Annotated in this window: 15 protein-coding genes; 10 read left to right on the top strand and 5 right to left on the bottom strand. The window is 67.4% G+C overall.

The window, feature by feature from the left end; translation table 11 throughout:
- Window positions 1–82: 82 nt before the first annotated feature.
- Window positions 83–358 (bottom strand): hypothetical protein, encoded by a 276-nt coding sequence (locus tag AC3RCC_RS00135; protein ID WP_291635777.1) that lies wholly within the window; start codon window positions 356–358, stop codon window positions 83–85.
- Between the two features lie 108 nt (window positions 359–466).
- A complete protein-coding gene (locus tag AC3RCC_RS00140; RefSeq protein WP_492257230.1) occupies window positions 467–2,275 on the bottom strand; it encodes an ABC transporter ATP-binding protein/permease in 1,809 nt (602 codons plus the stop codon).
- Between the two features lie 194 nt (window positions 2,276–2,469).
- On the opposite strand from AC3RCC_RS00140, the gene AC3RCC_RS00145 reads away from it, so the two are divergent.
- From AC3RCC_RS00145 to AC3RCC_RS00155, 3 genes are all read left to right on the top strand, one after another.
- Window positions 2,470–3,231 carry a Crp/Fnr family transcriptional regulator gene (locus tag AC3RCC_RS00145; protein ID WP_452117431.1) on the top strand — a complete coding sequence of 254 codons (762 nt, stop codon included), beginning with the start codon at window positions 2,470–2,472 and terminating at the stop codon, window positions 3,229–3,231.
- Window positions 3,232–3,352: 121 nt separating this feature from the next.
- Window positions 3,353–4,165: a class I SAM-dependent methyltransferase gene (locus AC3RCC_RS00150; RefSeq protein WP_492257231.1), complete on the top strand. Its 813-nt coding sequence runs from the start codon at window positions 3,353–3,355 to the stop codon at window positions 4,163–4,165.
- 104 nt (window positions 4,166–4,269) lie between these two features.
- On the top strand, window positions 4,270–4,830 hold the full coding sequence (locus tag AC3RCC_RS00155; RefSeq protein ID WP_291635785.1) for an NADPH-dependent FMN reductase: 561 nt from the start codon (window positions 4,270–4,272) through the stop codon (window positions 4,828–4,830).
- Between the two features lie 19 nt (window positions 4,831–4,849).
- Here the strand turns inward: AC3RCC_RS00155 and AC3RCC_RS00160 are convergent, their stop codons facing one another.
- Window positions 4,850–5,365 carry a hypothetical protein gene (locus AC3RCC_RS00160; RefSeq protein ID WP_492257232.1) on the bottom strand — a complete coding sequence of 172 codons (516 nt, stop codon included), beginning with the start codon at window positions 5,363–5,365 and terminating at the stop codon, window positions 4,850–4,852.
- A 139-nt stretch (window positions 5,366–5,504) separates the two neighbouring features.
- Between AC3RCC_RS00160 and recQ the strand changes: the two genes are divergently transcribed.
- Together recQ and gyrB are read left to right on the top strand one after the other, a co-directional pair.
- Entirely contained in the window at window positions 5,505–7,343 is a 1,839-nt protein-coding gene (recQ, locus tag AC3RCC_RS00165) for a DNA helicase RecQ (RefSeq protein ID WP_492258844.1), read from the top strand.
- A gap of 118 nt (window positions 7,344–7,461) precedes the next feature.
- A complete protein-coding gene (gene gyrB, locus AC3RCC_RS00170; protein WP_291635789.1) occupies window positions 7,462–9,885 on the top strand; it encodes a DNA topoisomerase (ATP-hydrolyzing) subunit B in 2,424 nt (807 codons plus the stop codon).
- 144 nt (window positions 9,886–10,029) lie between these two features.
- Here the strand turns inward: gyrB and AC3RCC_RS00175 are convergent, their stop codons facing one another.
- A complete protein-coding gene (locus AC3RCC_RS00175; RefSeq protein ID WP_492257233.1) occupies window positions 10,030–10,527 on the bottom strand; it encodes an Lrp/AsnC family transcriptional regulator in 498 nt (165 codons plus the stop codon).
- Between the two features lie 104 nt (window positions 10,528–10,631).
- Between AC3RCC_RS00175 and AC3RCC_RS00180 the strand changes: the two genes are divergently transcribed.
- The 4 genes from AC3RCC_RS00180 to AC3RCC_RS00195 all read left to right on the top strand — a co-directional run bounded on the left by AC3RCC_RS00180 (window position 10,632) and on the right by AC3RCC_RS00195 (window position 14,655).
- On the top strand, window positions 10,632–11,852 hold the full coding sequence (locus AC3RCC_RS00180; RefSeq protein ID WP_492257234.1) for a diaminopropionate ammonia-lyase: 1,221 nt from the start codon (window positions 10,632–10,634) through the stop codon (window positions 11,850–11,852).
- Entirely contained in the window at window positions 11,852–13,015 is a 1,164-nt protein-coding gene (locus AC3RCC_RS00185) for a M20 aminoacylase family protein (protein WP_291635795.1), read from the top strand. The genes AC3RCC_RS00180 and AC3RCC_RS00185 overlap by 1 nt, the downstream gene beginning before the upstream one ends.
- Before the next feature lie 136 nt (window positions 13,016–13,151).
- The gene (locus AC3RCC_RS00190; protein ID WP_492257235.1) at window positions 13,152–14,159 is read left to right on the top strand and encodes an amino acid ABC transporter substrate-binding protein; all 1,008 of its coding nucleotides are present in this window, start codon (window positions 13,152–13,154) and stop codon (window positions 14,157–14,159) included.
- Window positions 14,160–14,412: 253 nt separating this feature from the next.
- Window positions 14,413–14,655 carry a DUF3297 family protein gene (locus tag AC3RCC_RS00195; protein WP_492257236.1) on the top strand — a complete coding sequence of 81 codons (243 nt, stop codon included), beginning with the start codon at window positions 14,413–14,415 and terminating at the stop codon, window positions 14,653–14,655.
- Window positions 14,656–14,674: 19 nt separating this feature from the next.
- On the opposite strand, the gene AC3RCC_RS00200 is transcribed toward AC3RCC_RS00195, so the two are convergent.
- Window positions 14,675–15,217: a GNAT family N-acetyltransferase gene (locus tag AC3RCC_RS00200; protein ID WP_291635801.1), complete on the bottom strand. Its 543-nt coding sequence runs from the start codon at window positions 15,215–15,217 to the stop codon at window positions 14,675–14,677.
- 251 nt (window positions 15,218–15,468) lie between these two features.
- On the opposite strand from AC3RCC_RS00200, the gene AC3RCC_RS00205 reads away from it, so the two are divergent.
- Window positions 15,469–16,236, top strand: a complete 768-nt coding sequence (locus AC3RCC_RS00205; RefSeq protein ID WP_291635804.1) for a YiiX/YebB-like N1pC/P60 family cysteine hydrolase — start codon at window positions 15,469–15,471, stop codon at window positions 16,234–16,236.
- Window positions 16,237–16,247: the final 11 nt, after the last annotated feature.

Raw genomic sequence — 16,247 nt, forward strand, 5'->3', positions numbered from 1 at the left:
TGGGAAAAGCCGCCTTGCGGCGGCTTCTGGCTTCGACTCCCTGCAGATACGCAGCAGCGAGGCTGCGGCTCCCGCGGCCAGTTCAGCGCAGGACGGTGCCGCCCTGCAGACGGGCTTCCTGCCGCGAGGTCGGGACCACGCGATGGGCGAGGTCGCGCCGTGTCTCGGCCGGGTTCACGGCGGCGAGCTGGATGTCGGAGGGGATGCCGCGCTGGATCTTGGCTTCGGCGACCGCCTGCGAGCTCTCGCCGACACCGTTCTGAAGCGCGGCGCCGGTGGTCAGCGCGGTCACGACCAGCGCCATCGCGCCGAAGAAGGTGGCAGCGCGCTTGAGAGGGGCAAGGCTGGCGGTCGTCATCTTCGCTCTCCCGATTCGCATGGACCGCTCGCGGCGGCTTCGGTCTGTCAACCGGCTCGGAAGGGTTTTGTTCCAGTGAGAAGCGGAATCGCGCGCGCTTCAAATTTTTCAAGTGGTGCGGTCATTGGCGGCGATGCGCCCGCGGAAAAGGCGCCAGAGCGATTTGCCGAGCCGCTTCGAGGTCAGTTGCGCACCGGCCTGGCGCTTCTCCAGGGTAATCTTGCGGTCGTGGAAGTCCTCGAGGCCCGGCCTGTGGCCGACGCTGATGACGGTGGCCTCGGCGAGCTCCTCGTCGAGCAGGCCGAGCAACGAATTCTGGCTGTCCTCGTCGAGAGCGGAGGTCGCCTCGTCCATGATGATGATGTCGGGCTTCTGGATCAGCAGACGCGCGAAGGCGACGCGCTGGCGCTCGCCACCGGAAAGCGTCTGGTCCCAGCGTTCCTCCTCGTCGAGCCGCTTGGCGAGATAGGACAGGCCGCAGCGCTTCAAGGCGGCGACGACGACCTCGTCCGAGACCCTGCTCTCGGCCTCGGGATAGAGCAGCACGTCGCGCAAGGTGCCCATCGGCAGATAGGGCTTCTGCGGCACGAAGGCGAGCCGTTTGCCACGCGGCAGGCCGATCGAGCCGGAGCCCCAGGGCCAGAGCCCGGCGAGTGCCCGGATCAGCGTGCTCTTCCCCGAGCCGCTCTCGCCGGTGATCAGCACCTTCTCGCCGGGCTCGACCACCCCCGAGGTGTCGGCGATGACGATGCGGCCATTGCTATGGGCGATCGAGAGGTTGTCGATATGGATGGCGCCGTCGGCGCTCTCGCCGAGCGTAATCTGCGTTTCGCCCTCCATGATCGTGCCGACATCCAGCGCCTCCAGCGCTTCAGCCAGTTCGTCGACGCGGGTGACGGAGGCGAACCATTCGGCGAGGCGGACGAAATTGTCGACGAACCAGATCAGCGCCGCCTGCACCGCGCTGAAGGCGGCCACGACCTGCATCACGGCACCCAGCGTGATTTCGCCCGAGAGGTATTTCGGCGCGATGAGGAGCAGCGGCACGATCGGGAAGAGCGCGCCATTGGTGTTGAGCACGATCGCGATGACGCCCTGCTGGCGAATGACGTTGAGCCAGGCGGCGACGACGCGGCCATAATTCTCGCCGACGGAGTCGCGCTCGTCGGCGTCGCCCTTGATCAGGGCGATGCTCTCGGCATTCTCGCGCAGACGCGTCATCTCGGCCCGGAACTGCGCTTCCGCCTCGTTCTTGGCGGCGATGCGCGGGACCAGCGGCCGGCCGGCGAAATAGGCCGCGAGCGAGGCGATCACCGCATAGAGCACCGCCGCGAGCGCCATGTAGCTGGGGATGACGATCTCGGTGCCACCCAGGCTGAAGCGCGCCGAACCGGCGACCTGCCAGAGGATCGCCGCGAAGGTCGCCGCCGTCACCGCCGCGCTGATCAGCCCGATGGCGAACTCGACCAGGGGCTCGATGGCGAGCCTGACATCATCGGCGATGCGGTATTCGGGAGCCGACTGCTCGCGCGTGATGAACTGCAGCCGGTAATAGCGCTGATCGGCGATCCACCAGCCGGCGATGTGACGGGTGAGCCATTCGCGCCAGCGCACCTGCAGGAGCATGCGGCCGACCACCAGGCAGGACAGGCTCAGGGCCGAGCCGACGATGAGCAGCGGCAGCCAGGAGACCGCATACCAGACGCCGGCGAGATCGCGCTTTTCGAGCGCGTCGAAGAACAGCCGGTTCCAGCCATTGACGCCGACCGCGGCGCCGAGCTGGGCCGCGACGAAGAACAGGACCAGCAGGGTCAGGGTCCAGGCGCGCAGGCGGCTCTCGCCCGTCCAGAACCGCAACGCGACGCGGAAGAACTGCCGCATGCGCGAACGCCGCGTCACGGTGGAAATGTCGTTCATGCGGCCGGGCTCCAGATCGCCGTCGTCTGGCCCTATGACATTGCTAAGCGAGGGCTTTCGCGGCAGAGAGGAAAACGCGAAGCCGGAGCGAGAGTTCCGGCCGCGAGCCGACGATATTGCGATGCACAGGCATATCGGCCGCCGCGGCCGGAGCCGTATCGCGGCGCAGGCTGGAAGGCAGGGAAGCGAACCGCATGGTCATGGTCGCGACGACCAATCGAAACCGGACGGGGGTGCCATGCCTCGCCTGCCCCTTGCGTCTCAGGCCGGCCTTCAAGGACAAGCCGGACGAGGAAGTGCGCTTCATCCAGACGATGAAGCTCGACCATCGCCAGCTCCCGGCCGGTACCGACATCATCCATCCCGGCCAGGAGGATGCCGAGCTCTACACGCTCTTCTCGGGCTGGGCCTTCCGCTACAAGTCGCTGCCGGACGGGCGCCGGCAGATCCTCAACTTCCTCCTGCCGGGCGATCTGGTCGGCCTGCAGGCCTCGCTGCTCAGCGCCGCCCAGCACGGCATCGAGGCGCTGACCGAAGTCGAGCTCTGCGTCTTTCCGCGCCGACGCACCTATGAGCTGTTCGCCCGCATGCCGGCGCTCGCCTATGAGCTCGCCTGGCTCGGCTCGCGCGAGGAATCGCTGATCGACGAGAACCTGACCTCGGTCGGCCAGCGCAACGCCCAGGAGCGGATCGCGGCGCTGTTGATCTCGCTCTATCGGCGGGCGGATGCGCTGGGCCTCGTCAGCGAGGACAGCTTCGCCTTCCCGCCGACCCAGCAGCACCTCGCCGACGCGCTCGGCCTGTCGCTGGTCCACACCAGCAAGACCTGGTCGCGGCTGCGCCGGGCCGGGCTGTTCTCGCTTTCAGGCGGACGACTGAAGCTGCTCAATCCGCGCCTGACCGAGCGCATGGCCATGCTTTTCGAGAGCGAGCGCCGGCCGCGACCGTTGATCTGACGCGGCCGTCGGAAAAACCGCTGGATTCGTCGGACGCTTGACCCCATATGACAGCGGCGTAACGTCACAGCACTGTCGTGATCCCGGTGGCTCGGGGCCGCGACGCGCGCTCAGAGGTCCTATGGTCCATCCCGCTCCCGGCTCGCGGCCGCGCAACGCTTCTCTTGCCACGCGGCTCGGTCAGTCCTCGGTCGCAGCCCGGCTCGAGGACGAGATGCGCCTGACTGCCGCCGAACTGGCCGACAGCGTCGCCCAGGCCAGGCTGCGCGTGGCGGCGGCCCGCTACAAGGTCGAGGACGAGGTCCGCAACACCGCCGGCAAGCTGAAGACACGCGTCCGCAAGGCTGCCGACGAAGCACGCGCCAAGTTCGGCGACGATGCCCGCTTCCTGAAATCCTGGATCGATTCGCCCGGCCGGACCGGCGCCGTCGCGCCCTCGAGCCCCTTCCTCGCCAAGCGCATGGCTTCCTATGTCGACCCGCAGGTCGAAGGGCCGGTGGTCGAGATCGGCCCCGGCACCGGGCCGGTCACCGAGGCGCTGATCGCCCGCGGCATCGACGAATCCCGCCTGGTTCTGGTCGAGTTCGCTCCCGAATTCTGCGAGCTGCTGCGCAAGCGCTTCCCGCGCGCCAACATCGTCGAGGGCGACGCCTATGCGCTGTCGACGACGCTGCAGGGCCATCTCGGCGAGAAGGCGAGCGCAGTCGTCTCCAGCCTACCGCTGTTCAACCGTCCGCCGGTGGAACGCTCGGCGCTGGTCAACGACGCCTTCGACAATGTACTCCAGCCCGGCGCGCCCTTCATCCAGTTCACCTATGCGATGGTCTCGCCGATCACCCGCAAGGGCTCCGGGCTGAAGTCCCAGGTTTCCGACTGGGTGCTGCGCAACATTCCGCCGGCGCGCGTCTGGGTCTATCGCCGCGCCAAACCCTGATGTTTGGCGGGCCCTGAGTCTTCCTTCCTTCGCATCGCGAGGGCAAGCTGACGGCAAACGCGCCGCTCAGCGCGCCTGCCCTTTCGCCTCTGCCGGAGCCCATCATGCCAAAAATCCTCGTCTTCGCCGGCTCCTGGCGGCCGGGCTCGATGAACACGCGGCTCGCGACCCTGGTGGCCAAGAAGCTCGCCGCGGCCGGCGCCGAGGTGACGCAGATCTCGCTCGGCGATTATCCCCTGCCGCTGATCGACGCCCGTGCCTTCGACAACGACCCGCCGGCCGAGGCGAAAGCGCTCGCCGCGCTGGTCGAGGCGCATGACGGGCTCTTCATCGTCAGCCCGGAATACAATGCCGGCTACCCGCCGGCGCTGAAGAACGCGCTCGACTGGATCAGCATCGTCCGCTCGGGCGGGCCGGGCCTGCGCGGCAAGGTCGTGGCGCTGGGCGGCGCCTCCGCCGGCTCGCTCGGCACCTATCGCTGCCTAACCCAGTTGCGCACCGTGCTCGAACTCGGCTTCGGCGCGCTGCTCGTGCCGGAAATGCTCGCCGTCGCCGGCGCCGACAAGGCCTATGGCGAGGATGGCGAGCTCAGCGACCGTCGTACCGCCGGCTTCCTCGACAAGGTCATCGCACGGCTGATCAAGGTCGCCGCGATGCATCCCTGACCGACAGGCGGGCGGCGAGCTATTCCAGCCGGCACGGTCCGGCGGCCGGCGAAAGCCGCCAGACGCCGTCATCGGGCTTCGCCGGAATCCGGACCGCCCCGTCGGCGATCTCCTCGGCATCGTAGGGATCGGGATTGGCGGTGATCCCGGCATTGCGGATGTCGAGCGCCCCGTTCGGGCCGCGCTCGATTCGCCAGCTGCCTGCATCCCATTCCGGCCGGCAGAGCAGGCCCTGCCCGGCAGCCTTGCAAAAGCCGCCGAGCTGATAGTCGAAGCCCTGGTTCGGCTTCACGCGCTCGCGCAGATTGATGTGGAGCATGACATAGACGCTGCCGCCCTCTCCCGGCTGCCAATTCTCCGGCGCATGCAGCAGGCGGATCCTCGCGACCTTCTGGCGCGGATGCTTGGCGAGATGGGCCGCATCATAGCTGCGCTCCCAGCAGGCATTCGCTTTCGGTGGCAATTCGCGCTCCAGCGGGCGGGCCTGGACGGCAGGTGCAGCGAGCAGCAGAAGGAAGGCGAAGGCAAGGCGCATGGCTGGCTCTCCCGGCATGGCTCGCAGCGGCCGCCAGCGTCGCGCGCGGCCGCCCGGCGATCAAGCGGGCTTTGCCGTCGTCGGGGATGATTTCGCGCCATGGCTGGCCTTCCGGCCGCAAATCCGGCACATCCGGGCGATGTCGTCGCCCAGCGAATCAAAAGCCCGCGCGATCCTGAAGTCGGTCTTCGGCTATGATGATTTCCGCCCCGGACAATGGGAGGTCATCGAAGCCGCTTTGTCCGGCCGCGACGTCTTCGCGGTAATGCCGACCGGCTCGGGCAAGTCGATGTGCTACCAGCTGCCGGCGCTGGTCGCAGGCGGGCTGACCTTGGTCGTCTCGCCGCTGATCGCGCTGATGCGCGACCAGGTCGGGCAACTCGTCCGCGCCGGCGTGCCGGCCGCCTCGCTCAACTCGATGAACAGCGAGGAGGAGGCGGCGGCCGCCTGGGACCGGCTCAATGCCGGCGAACTGCGCCTGCTCTTCGTCTCGCCGGAACGCCTCGCCGGAGAGGGGCTGGTCGGGCGCCTGCGCCGGCTCGGCGTGACCCGTCTCGCCATTGACGAGGCGCATTGCGTCTCGCAATGGGGCCACGACTTCCGGCCGGAGTACCGTCTGCTCGCCAAGGTCCGCGAGGCGCTCGGCAATGTCCCGGTAACGGCCCTGACCGCCACGGCCGACCGCCAGACCCAGGCCGACATCGCCCAGCAGCTCTTCCCGCAGCCGCCGCATATGGTGGTGCATTCCTTCGACCGGCCGAACCTGAAGCTCGCCTTCGCGCCGAAGGACCAGCCGCGCCGGCAGATCGCCGATTTCCTCAAGGTTCATCGCGGCGGCTCGGGCATCGTCTACTGCTCGTCGCGCGGCCGCACCGAGCGCCTGGCCGAAGGCCTGCGCGAGAAGGGCTACAAGGCCTACGCCTACCATGCCGGGCTGGAACAGGCCGAGCGCAACCGCAACCAGGACATCTTCCTGCAGGAGGACGGCGTCGTCGTCTGCGCCACCATCGCCTTCGGCATGGGCATCAACAAGCCCGATGTCCGCTTCGTCGTCCACGCCGACATGCCGGGCTCGATCGAGGGCTATTACCAGGAGATCGGGCGCGCCGGGCGCGACGGCCTGCCGGCCGACACGCTGACCCTCTACGGCGTCGACGACATGGCGCTGCGCCGCCGCCAGATCGACGAGAAGGCGATCGACGAGGAGCGCCGCCGGATCGAGCACAAGCGTCTCAACGCCATGATCGATCTATGCGAATCGGCGCTCTGCCGACGCAGCGCGCTGCTCTCCTATTTCGGCGAGGATACCCCGCCCTGCCGCCACGGGAATGCGCCGTTCCGCTGCGACCTCTGCGGCCCGGATGCGCCGGAACTCGCCGATGCGACGCTCGATTCGCGAAAACTGCTCTCGGCGGTGGCGCGCTCCGGCCAGCGCTACGGCGCCGGCCATCTCGCCGACATCCTGACCGGCACGGCGACCGAGGCGATCCGCCGCCAGAACCATGACGGGCTGAAGACCTTCGGGGTCGGCTCCGACAAGCCGAAGAGCGCCTGGACGGCGCTGACCCGAAAGCTCTTCGCCGCCGGCGCGCTGGCCGAGGCCAGCACCGAACATGGCGGCTTCTGCCTGACGGAGAAGGGCGAGGACATCCTGTTCGGACGCGAGCCGATCGCGCTTAGGATCGACCCACATGCCGAGCGGCGGGCGCGGCGCGGCGCGCGCGAGGCGGCCCGCGCCGACGGGCTCGACGGCGACACCGCCGCGCTGTTCGAGCATCTGCGCCAGCTGCGCCTGACGCTCGCCCGCGAGGAAGGCGTCGCCGCCTATATCATCTTCACCGACCGGACGCTGATCGCCATGGCGCGCGAACGGCCGCTCGGGCTCGAGGAGATGCGCGGCATCGAGGGCGTCGGCGAGCGCAAGCTCAGCCAGTATGGCGAGGCCTTCCTCGACGCGATCTCGACATTCTCTGGCTAAAGCGGCGCGTCTCGCGTACGTACGCACGCGCACGTGAAAAAGCCATGCTGAAGCCCTATATTATCCTGACGAATCAAGATCATCGCGGGCGCTGGCTCGCCCGCTGAAGGACCCCGACATGAGCGATGCCGCCCGCGACCTCGAGGACGCCGCCTATGGCGCCGATTCCATCAAGGTTCTCAAAGGCCTGGATGCGGTGCGCAAGCGCCCCGGCATGTATATCGGCGACACCGATGACGGCTCCGGCCTGCACCACATGGTCTACGAGGTCGTCGACAACGCCATCGACGAGGCGCTGGCAGGGCATGCCGACCTCGTCACGGTGACGCTGAACGCCGATGGCTCGGTAACCGTCAGCGACAATGGCCGCGGCATCCCGACCGATATCCACAGCGAGGAAGGCATCTCGGCGGCCGAGGTCATCATGACCCAGCTCCATGCCGGCGGTAAGTTCGACCAGAACTCCTACAAGGTCTCGGGCGGCCTGCACGGCGTCGGCGTTTCCGTGGTCAACGCGCTTTCGGTCTCGCTCAAGCTCAGGATCTGGCGCGGCGGGAACGAGCATTTCATCGAGTTCCGCCATGGCGAAGCGGTCGCGCCGCTCGCCGTCGTCGGCCCGGCCGGCGACAAGCGCGGCACGGAGGTGACCTTCCTGCCGTCGCAGGAGACCTTCACCATGGTGGAGTTCGACTTCAAGACGCTGGAACACCGGCTGCGCGAGCTCGCCTTCCTGAACTCCGGCGTGCGCATCGTGCTGACCGATGCACGCCATGCCGAGGTCGTGCGCGAAGAGCTGATGTATGAGGGCGGCGTCGAGGCCTTCGTGCGCTATCTCGACCGGGCCAAGTCGCCGGTGATCGACAAACCGATCATGCTCACCTCGGAGAGGGACGGGATCACGGTCGATGTCGCGCTCTGGTGGAACGACAGCTACCACGAGAACGTGCTCTGCTTCACCAACAACATCCCGCAGCGCGACGGCGGCACTCATCTCGCCGGCTTCCGCGCCGCGCTGACGCGCCAGGTCACCGGCTATGCCGAGAGCTCCGGCATCTCGAAGAAGGAGAAGGTCTCGCTCACCGGCGATGATTGCCGCGAGGGCCTGACCGCGATCGTCTCGGTCAAGGTTCCCGATCCGAAATTCTCCTCGCAGACCAAGGACAAGCTGGTCTCGTCGGAAGTCCGTCCGGTGGTCGAGAACGTCGTCAACCAGGCGCTCTCGACCTGGCTGGAGGAGCATCCGAACGAGGCCAAGACCATCGTCGGCAAGGTCGCCGAGGCCGCGGCCGCACGCGAAGCCGCCCGCAAGGCCCGCGACCTCACCCGCCGCAAGGGCGCGCTCGACATCGCGTCTCTCCCAGGCAAACTGGCTGATTGCCAAGAGAGGGACCCCGCCAAATCCGAGCTCTTCATCGTCGAGGGTGACTCGGCCGGCGGCTCGGCCAAGCAGGGCCGCGCCCGCGAATACCAGGCCGTCCTGCCGCTCCGCGGCAAGATCTTGAACGTCGAGCGGGCGCGCTTCGACAAGATGCTCTCCTCCGACCAGGTCGGGACGCTGATCACGGCGCTCGGCGCCGGCATCGGCCGCGAGGAGTTCAACATCGAGAAGCTGCGCTACCACAAGATCATCATCATGACGGACGCCGACGTCGACGGCGCCCATATCCGTACGCTGCTGCTGACCTTCTTCTACCGGCAGATGCCGGAGGTGATCGAGCGTGGCCATCTCTTCATCGCCCAGCCGCCGCTCTACAAGGCGGCGCGCGGCAAGTCGCAGACCTATCTCAAGGACGAGCGCGCGCTCGAGGACTACCTCGTCGACTCCGCGCTCGACGGCGCCGTCTTCCGCACCGGCGACGGCAGCGAACGCGCCGGCCCCGATCTGCGCGCCCTGATCGAGGAAGCGCGCAGCGTGCGCCACACCCTGTCGCAATTGCATTCGCGCTATGACCGGCGCGTCGTCGAGCAGACCGCGATCGCCGGCGTGCTGCGCCCGCAGGACGGCCAGAGCGAGGCCGAGCTGGAGGAGGCCGCGGCCTATGTCGCCCGCCGGCTCGACGCGATCTCGGACGAGATCGAGCGCGGCTGGGAAGGCAAGGTCGCCGAAGCCGGCTTCGTCTTCTCGCGGCTGGTGCGCGGGGTGAAGCAGGTGGCGACGCTCGATGCCGGCCTGCTCGCCAGCGCCGAGGCCCGCCGGCTCGACGCAGCCGCCACCGCACTGCAGGAGGCCTATGCCAAGCCGGGCGTGCTCAGCCGCAAGGGCGACGACCATATCGTCAACGGCCCGAGCGACCTGTTCGAGGCGGTCAACGCCATCGGCCGCAAGGGCGTCTCGCTGCAGCGCTACAAGGGCCTCGGCGAGATGAACCCGGACCAGCTCTGGGAGACGACGCTCGACCGCGACGTGCGCTCGCTGCTGCGCGTAAAGAACGACCAGAACGACGAGGCCGACGATCTCTTCGTCAAGCTGATGGGCGACGTGGTCGAGCCGCGCCGCGAGTTCATCCAGACCAACGCGCTCAACGCCACGGTCGACACCTGAGCCACGGAAATCTGTCCGCCATCTCGCCGGATCACGCCACATTTGAGCAAAACTGCCCAGATGCAGCGTGATCGCTTTCAATAGCGCCGGGCATGCCCGGCGCGCAAAACCTCCAGGCTTCGATCAAGGCACGAGGCCGCGCGGTTACGCCGGATGCGCCAGCGGAACCGTCAGGCCGACCTTCACCCGGTCCATCGCGACGAAGGTGCGGAACTTGCGGACATTGTTGTTCTCGAAGAATAGGTTGCGCGTCAGCGCCTCGTAAGCGGCCATGCTGGGCACGACGACCACCAGGATAAAATCGGCCTCGCCGGTGACATAGTAGCATTGCTGCACCGCTTCGGCGGCCGTGAACTCGCGCTTGGCCGCGTCGATATCCTGGGCCGTCTCGCTGACGAGTTCGACTTCCACGAAGAGCGTTATCGCCTGGCCGACAGCCGCCGGCTCGATGACCGCGACATTGGCCCGGATCACACCGGCCTGCTCCAGCCGCTTGATCCGGCGCTGGACGGCCGGAGCCGACAGGTTGACCGCCTCCCCGATCACCCGTTGCGGCGTCGTGTTGTCGCGCTGCAGGATGCGCAGGATAGCGATGTCGAAGCTGTCGAGGCTCAGCGAGGCGGACGATAAGAGCCTGGTCAATCGGCACTCCGATGAAACAAACTTGCATTTGAAGCGCGCGATTGCAGCGCTCCTTGCGCGCCCGATTTAATATCTTTGCGCCGTCATCAAAGGCAAGGACGGCGATGTTCCTTCTCAACCAGCACCCTGATCATGGCGGGCAGCTCGCCCCTGTCGACGCGGAAACGCTTGGCGTCGCCGCTGCGGACGAGGTCGAGCGCTTCCTGTCCCACCGGCAAAATCACGCGATCACGCCGCTCCATCTCCTCCCCGGACTCGCTGCCGAGCTCGGCATCGGCGAACTCGCGGTGAAGGATGAGGGTCAGCGGCTCGGCCTCGGCAGCTTCAAGGCGCTGGGCGGTGCCTATGCCGTCATACGGCTCGTGCTCGAAGAGGCGACGAAGCGCCTCGGCCGCCCCGTCGATGTCGCGGAACTGCATGCGCCCGAGGTCGAGGCGGTCGCGGCCAGCATGAGTTTCGCCTGCGCGACGGACGGCAATCATGGACGCTCGGTGGCGCAGGGGGCCGCGCTCGTCGGCGCAAGAGCGGTGATCTTCGTGCATGGCGGGGTCAGCGACGAGCGCGTCGCGGCGATCGCCCGTTTCGGCGCCGAGATGCGCCGGGTGGCCGGGACCTATGACGATTCGGTTCTGGAAGCCTCGCGCGTGGCGAAGGAGCAGGGCTGGACCGTCGTCTCGGACACCTCCTGGCCGGGCTATGAGCGGATTCCCGGTCTCGTGATGCAGGGCTACACGGTGATCGTGCGCGAGGCCCTGCAACAGCTCGACCATCCTCCGACGCATGTCTTCGTCCAGGCCGGGGTCGGCGGGATCGCCGCGGCGCTCGCAGCCCATCTCGCCCTCGCCCTCGGCGACCGGCGGCCGATCTTCGTCGTCGTCGACCCGGCCCGCGCCGCCTGCATCGTCGAGACCGCGAAGGCCGGCCAACCGGTGAAGGTCGCGCACGACGAACCGACGGTGATGGCGATGCTCGAATGCTACGAGCCTTCCCCCATCGCCTGGCGCGTGCTGTCGCGCGTCGCCGACGCGTTCATGACGGTCGAGGATGCCGACGCGGTCGCCGTGATGAATCGCTTGGCCCGCCCCTCGGCCGGCGACCCGGCGATCGTCGCCGGCGAGAGCGGCGGGGCCGGCCTCGCTGGACTTCGCCGCGCCGCGGCCGATCCGGCGATGCGCGCGGCGCTGCGGCTCGATGCCGCCTCGCGCGTCCTCGTCGTCAACACCGAAGGCGCGACCGATCCCGGCCGCTACGAGGCACTCGTCGGACTTTCGCCGGGTGCGGTAGGCTCATCCAACCCGATGTCAGCGCGACAAGGCGGCTTCTGATGGCCAAGCTCGATCACGGCATCCTCCAGGACGAAATGACGGGCTGGCGCCGCCAGCTGCATGCCAATCCCGAATTCGGCTTCGAGGAGAAGCGGACCGCGGCCTTCGTCGCCGCCAAGCTGCGCGAATTCGGCCTCGACGATGTCACCGAAGGCATCGGCGGCACCGGCGTGGTCGGGACACTGAAGCGCGGCAACGGCAACCGCTCGATCGCCTTGCGGGCCGATATGGACGCGCTGCGCATCACCGAGCAGGGCGACCATGCCCATCGCTCGCGCTCGCCCGGAATCATGCATGCCTGCGGCCATGACGGCCATACGACGATGCTTCTGGGGGCCGCCAAGCTGCTCGCCGAGGAAGGCGGCTTCGACGGCACGGTGCGCTTCCTGTTCCAGCCGGCCGAGGAATGGGGCAAGGGCGCGCTCGCCATGCTGGCCGACGGACTGCTCGAACGCTTCCCCTTCGAGGAGATCTACGGGCTGCACAATGCCCCCGGCCTCGCGATCGGGCGGTTCCAGACGCGGGCCGGCCCGTTCATGTCGGCCGAGGACAATTTCGAGATCGTGCTCAGGGGCGTCGGCGGCCATGCCGCGCGCCCGCATTCGGGCAATGAGGTCCTGGTCGCAGCCTGCGCGCTCGTCACCAATCTCCAGACCATCGTCGCGCGCCGTCTGAGCCCGACGGATATCGGCGTCGTCTCGGTGACCGAACTGCTGACGGACGGAACGCGCAACGCCCTGCCCGGTCTGGCGCGCATTCTCGGCGATGCCCGCAGCTTCCGCCCCGAGATCAGCGCGGCGATCGAGAAACAGATGGGCGTGATCGTCGCGGGCACGGCGCTGGCCTACAATGTCACCGCCGAGCTGAGCTATACGCGCGAATTCGTGCCGCTGGTGAATGACGAGGCGCTGGTGCAGGAGGCACTCACCGCCGCCCGCACGGTGTTCGGGGATGACGGCGTCGCCGTCGCGCGCGAGCCGATGACCGGCTCGGAGGACTTCGCGCGCTTTCTCGAGCATGTCCCGGGCTGTTTTGCCTATGTCGGCAATGGCGAAGCGTCCTCGCCGCTGCACAACCCGACCTATGATTTCGACGATGAGGGCCTGATCCACGGCGCGCGCTTCCACGCCGCGATCACGCGCCAGCGCCTTCGTCCGGCATAGGCCACCAGCCGTCCGCCGATGCCGCACGCTGCCGCCTCGCCGGAGGCGCCGGCGCGGCAGCGTGCGGGCGGTAGCGCCACGCTTTGCGCAGATGACCCCATAGAAAAACAAGCAACGACAATCGGAGGATCGAACGATGAGAGCTATTACAGCCGCAGCAATTCTTGTGGCGACGATGTCCGGTGCCGCGAACGCCAGCACCCTCGAGAACGTAACCAAGCGCGGCACGCTCAAATGCAGCTCGTCGGTCGGCACGCCCGGCTTCGCCATCCCCGACAAGAGCGGCAAATATGTCGGCCTCGACATCGATTTCTGCCGGGCCATCGCCTCGGCGATCTTCGGCGACCCCGACAAGATCTCGATCGTCCCGCTGAGCCCCGCAGCGCGTTTCACAGCGCTTCAGACCGGCGAAGTCGATGTGCTGTTCAACACGACCACCTGGACCCTGGGCCGGGAAGCGACCAACGGCATCCTGTTCGCAGGCGTGAACTATTATGACGGTCAGGGCATCATGGTGCGTTCCGGGGAAGTCCAGAGCGCCAAGGAACTCAACGGCGCGACGATCTGCACCAATCAGGGCTCGACCACCGAACTGAACCTGACCGACTTCTTTCGCATCAGTAAGCTCAAGAACGAGATCGTCGCCTATTCCTCGCAGGAGGAGGCCGCCCAGGCCTACCAGGCCGGCCGCTGCGATGCGTTCAGCTCCGACCGTTCGGTCCTCTATGCGTTCCGGACCAAGCTCACCGAGCCCGAGAAGCACACGATCCTGAACGAGACGCTCTCCAAGGAGCCGCTCGGCCTGGCCGTCCGGCAGGGCGACGACCAATGGTACAACATCGTCAAATGGGCCGCCCATGCCCTGCATGCCGCCGAGGAATTCGGCCTGACCTCGGCCAATATCGCGGAAACCGCGAGCACCACGGCCAATCCGAACATCCTCCGACTCATCGGCAAGGAAGGAAAGCTCGGCGACGCGCTCGGCCTGCCGAATGAGTGGGCCTACAATATCGTCCTGAAGGTCGGCTCCTATGCCGAGGTCTTCGAGCGGAACATTGGCAAGGACAGCCCGCTCAAGATCAAGCGCGGCATCAACGCATCATGGAAGGACGGCGGTCTGCACTACGCCCCGCCGATCCGCTGACACCCAAGCCCACAGCGCGGCGAGGCAGCGAGTGCTTCAGCCGTAACGATCTCGCCGGCGGCTCGCCGCCGGCGAGATTTGCTTTCGCCTGGCGTCGAGCGCCAGCCTGGTTGCTGCGGCCACGATGACGATCCCCGGAGCGAGCCGAACGGGCGAATTTGTTGAGCGCGCGATCTGAGGGTATGGGAGGCGGGACCAGGCGCCCGATCGGCGCCGGACGATCTCGCAAAGACCCAGACGAAGGCCCGACACGATGACCGACACCCTGCCCGACCGGCTCTCCTCCAACCCGAACAGCCCCTACTATAATGAGGAGCTGCTCGCGCGTGACATCGGCGTGCGCTTCAAGGGCGTCGAGAAGACCAATGTCGAGGAGTACTGCATCAGCGAGGGCTGGGTGCGCCTGACCGCCGGCAACGCCAAGGACCGCCTCGGCAACCCGATGACGGTCAAGCTCAAGGGCGAGGTCGAGCCCTATTTCCGCAAGGCCGAGTGACAATCCGCCGTCGCCCGCCTCAGGCCGGCGACGGCAATGCCTTGTAGAAGAAGGTCGAGCCGCAGTCTCGGCCGTCCGGCATCAGCGCATAGCGCGGGATCGTGCCGGCTTCCGTCCAGCCCAGCCGGTTGTAGAGACGCCGCGCCGCGCCGGCCTCGTCGGTGTCGAGCACCAGCAGATCGCGGCCCATGGCGAGCGCCTGTGCCTCGGCCGCCCGCATCAGTGCCTCGCCGATGCCGCGGCGCCGGGCCCGCGAATGCACCAGAACCTTGGCGATCTCGGCCCGGTGCGGCTGGTTCGGCTTGCCGACCGGATGCAGCTGCGCCGTGCCGACGATGCCCTCGGCGCCGCGCGCGACGAACAGCAGGACGGCCCCGGTCTCGACCTGCTCGGCGATGCCCTGCCAGAAGCGCTCGAAATCGGCCGATGTGTTGAAGTCCATGAAGCCGACCGAGGCGCCGTTCGCCACGGCATCGCGCAATATCTCGGTCAGCGCCGGAACCGCGGCAGCGGCGCCCGCCCCGTCCAGCCTCTCGATCGCGATTTCAGCGTCTTCCTGCATTTTTCCTCCGCCCTTCGTACAAGATCGGCATCTCGTCCATCAAGCAAGATTTATTCCATTATGATGGACGAACATGGCGAGATGCCTGCTCGTCGGCCCGAGGCGGACCAAGTCTCAACCCGGACTTTACGATGTTCGGCGATTCCCGTTCTCTCGCGGCCAAGCCAGTCAGGTGCTTACCGAAAAGTCACTCCGCGCCGCTTTGCTGGCGGGGAAGACGCCGGGGACGGCGCCGACGCAGGGAGGCGTCGATGAACAGAGGGCTGGAGTTGATCGGGCGCTCGCTGGTGCGCTTCATCACCCGCGGCAAGCCACAGGCCGGACCGGTCGACGCCAAGGCGCTGGCGCGGATGCGGACGGCACTGCGGCCCGGAGACGTGCTCCTGGTCGAAGGCAGCATGAAGGTCTCGGCCGCGATCAAATATCTGACGCAGTCGACCTGGTCGCATGCCGCGCTCTATGTCGGCGATACCGGAAAATTCAGCCCCGAGGGCGAGCCGCTGGAGCTCGCCGAGGTCGAGATGGATGTCGGCTGCGTGCTCTCGCCGCTGGCGAAATACGGTGCTTTCGGCACGCGGATCTGCCGGCCGCAGGCGCTCGACCGCGAGGGACGCCAGATCGCCGTCGACTACGTGCTCGACCGGCTGGGAATGCAATATGACCTGAAGAACATCCTCGATCTCGCGCGCTGGCTCTTCCCGCTGCCCTGGGCGCCAGCCAGCTGGCGCCGGCGGATGATCGCGCTCGGCTCGGGCGATCCGACGCGGGCGATCTGCTCGACGCTGATCGCGCAGGCTTTCGAGGCGGCGCGTTATCCGGTTCTGCCGACGATCGAATACGCCCAGGCCATGGGCGAGGAGGACTATCGCGAGATCCTGCACATCCGGCATCACTCGCTCTACATGCCGCGCGACTTCGACATTTCGCCCTATTTTGCCGTGGTAAAGCCGACGCTGGAGGCGGGCTTCGACTACAAGGCGCTGAACTGGGCGCAGGAACGCCTGCTGGCGGCACAATAGCGCCGGGCACG

The sequence above is a fragment of the Allobosea sp. GW823-FHT01F03 genome, from assembly GCF_058798075.1.

Excerpts from the sequence above, each read along its gene's own strand:
- AC3RCC_RS00190 (WP_492257235.1), top strand. The coding sequence starts at position 13,152 with ATGAGAGCTATTACAGCCGCAGCAATTCTTGTGGCGACGATGTCCGGT.
- AC3RCC_RS00145 (WP_452117431.1), top strand. The coding sequence starts at position 2,470 with ATGGTCATGGTCGCGACGACCAATCGAAACCGGACGGGGGTGCCATGC.
- AC3RCC_RS00200 (WP_291635801.1), bottom strand. The coding sequence starts at position 15,217 with ATGCAGGAAGACGCTGAAATCGCGATCGAGAGGCTGGACGGGGCGGGC.
- AC3RCC_RS00155 (WP_291635785.1), top strand. The coding sequence starts at position 4,270 with ATGCCAAAAATCCTCGTCTTCGCCGGCTCCTGGCGGCCGGGCTCGATG.
- gyrB (WP_291635789.1), top strand. The coding sequence starts at position 7,462 with ATGAGCGATGCCGCCCGCGACCTCGAGGACGCCGCCTATGGCGCCGAT.
- AC3RCC_RS00195 (WP_492257236.1), top strand. The coding sequence starts at position 14,413 with ATGACCGACACCCTGCCCGACCGGCTCTCCTCCAACCCGAACAGCCCC.
- recQ (WP_492258844.1), top strand. The coding sequence starts at position 5,505 with ATGTCGTCGCCCAGCGAATCAAAAGCCCGCGCGATCCTGAAGTCGGTC.
- AC3RCC_RS00185 (WP_291635795.1), top strand. The coding sequence starts at position 11,852 with ATGGCCAAGCTCGATCACGGCATCCTCCAGGACGAAATGACGGGCTGG.
- AC3RCC_RS00160 (WP_492257232.1), bottom strand. The coding sequence starts at position 5,365 with ATGCGCCTTGCCTTCGCCTTCCTTCTGCTGCTCGCTGCACCTGCCGTC.
- AC3RCC_RS00180 (WP_492257234.1), top strand. The coding sequence starts at position 10,632 with ATGTTCCTTCTCAACCAGCACCCTGATCATGGCGGGCAGCTCGCCCCT.
- AC3RCC_RS00140 (WP_492257230.1), bottom strand. The coding sequence starts at position 2,275 with ATGAACGACATTTCCACCGTGACGCGGCGTTCGCGCATGCGGCAGTTC.
- AC3RCC_RS00135 (WP_291635777.1), bottom strand. The coding sequence starts at position 358 with ATGACGACCGCCAGCCTTGCCCCTCTCAAGCGCGCTGCCACCTTCTTC.
- AC3RCC_RS00150 (WP_492257231.1), top strand. The coding sequence starts at position 3,353 with ATGGTCCATCCCGCTCCCGGCTCGCGGCCGCGCAACGCTTCTCTTGCC.
- AC3RCC_RS00205 (WP_291635804.1), top strand. The coding sequence starts at position 15,469 with ATGAACAGAGGGCTGGAGTTGATCGGGCGCTCGCTGGTGCGCTTCATC.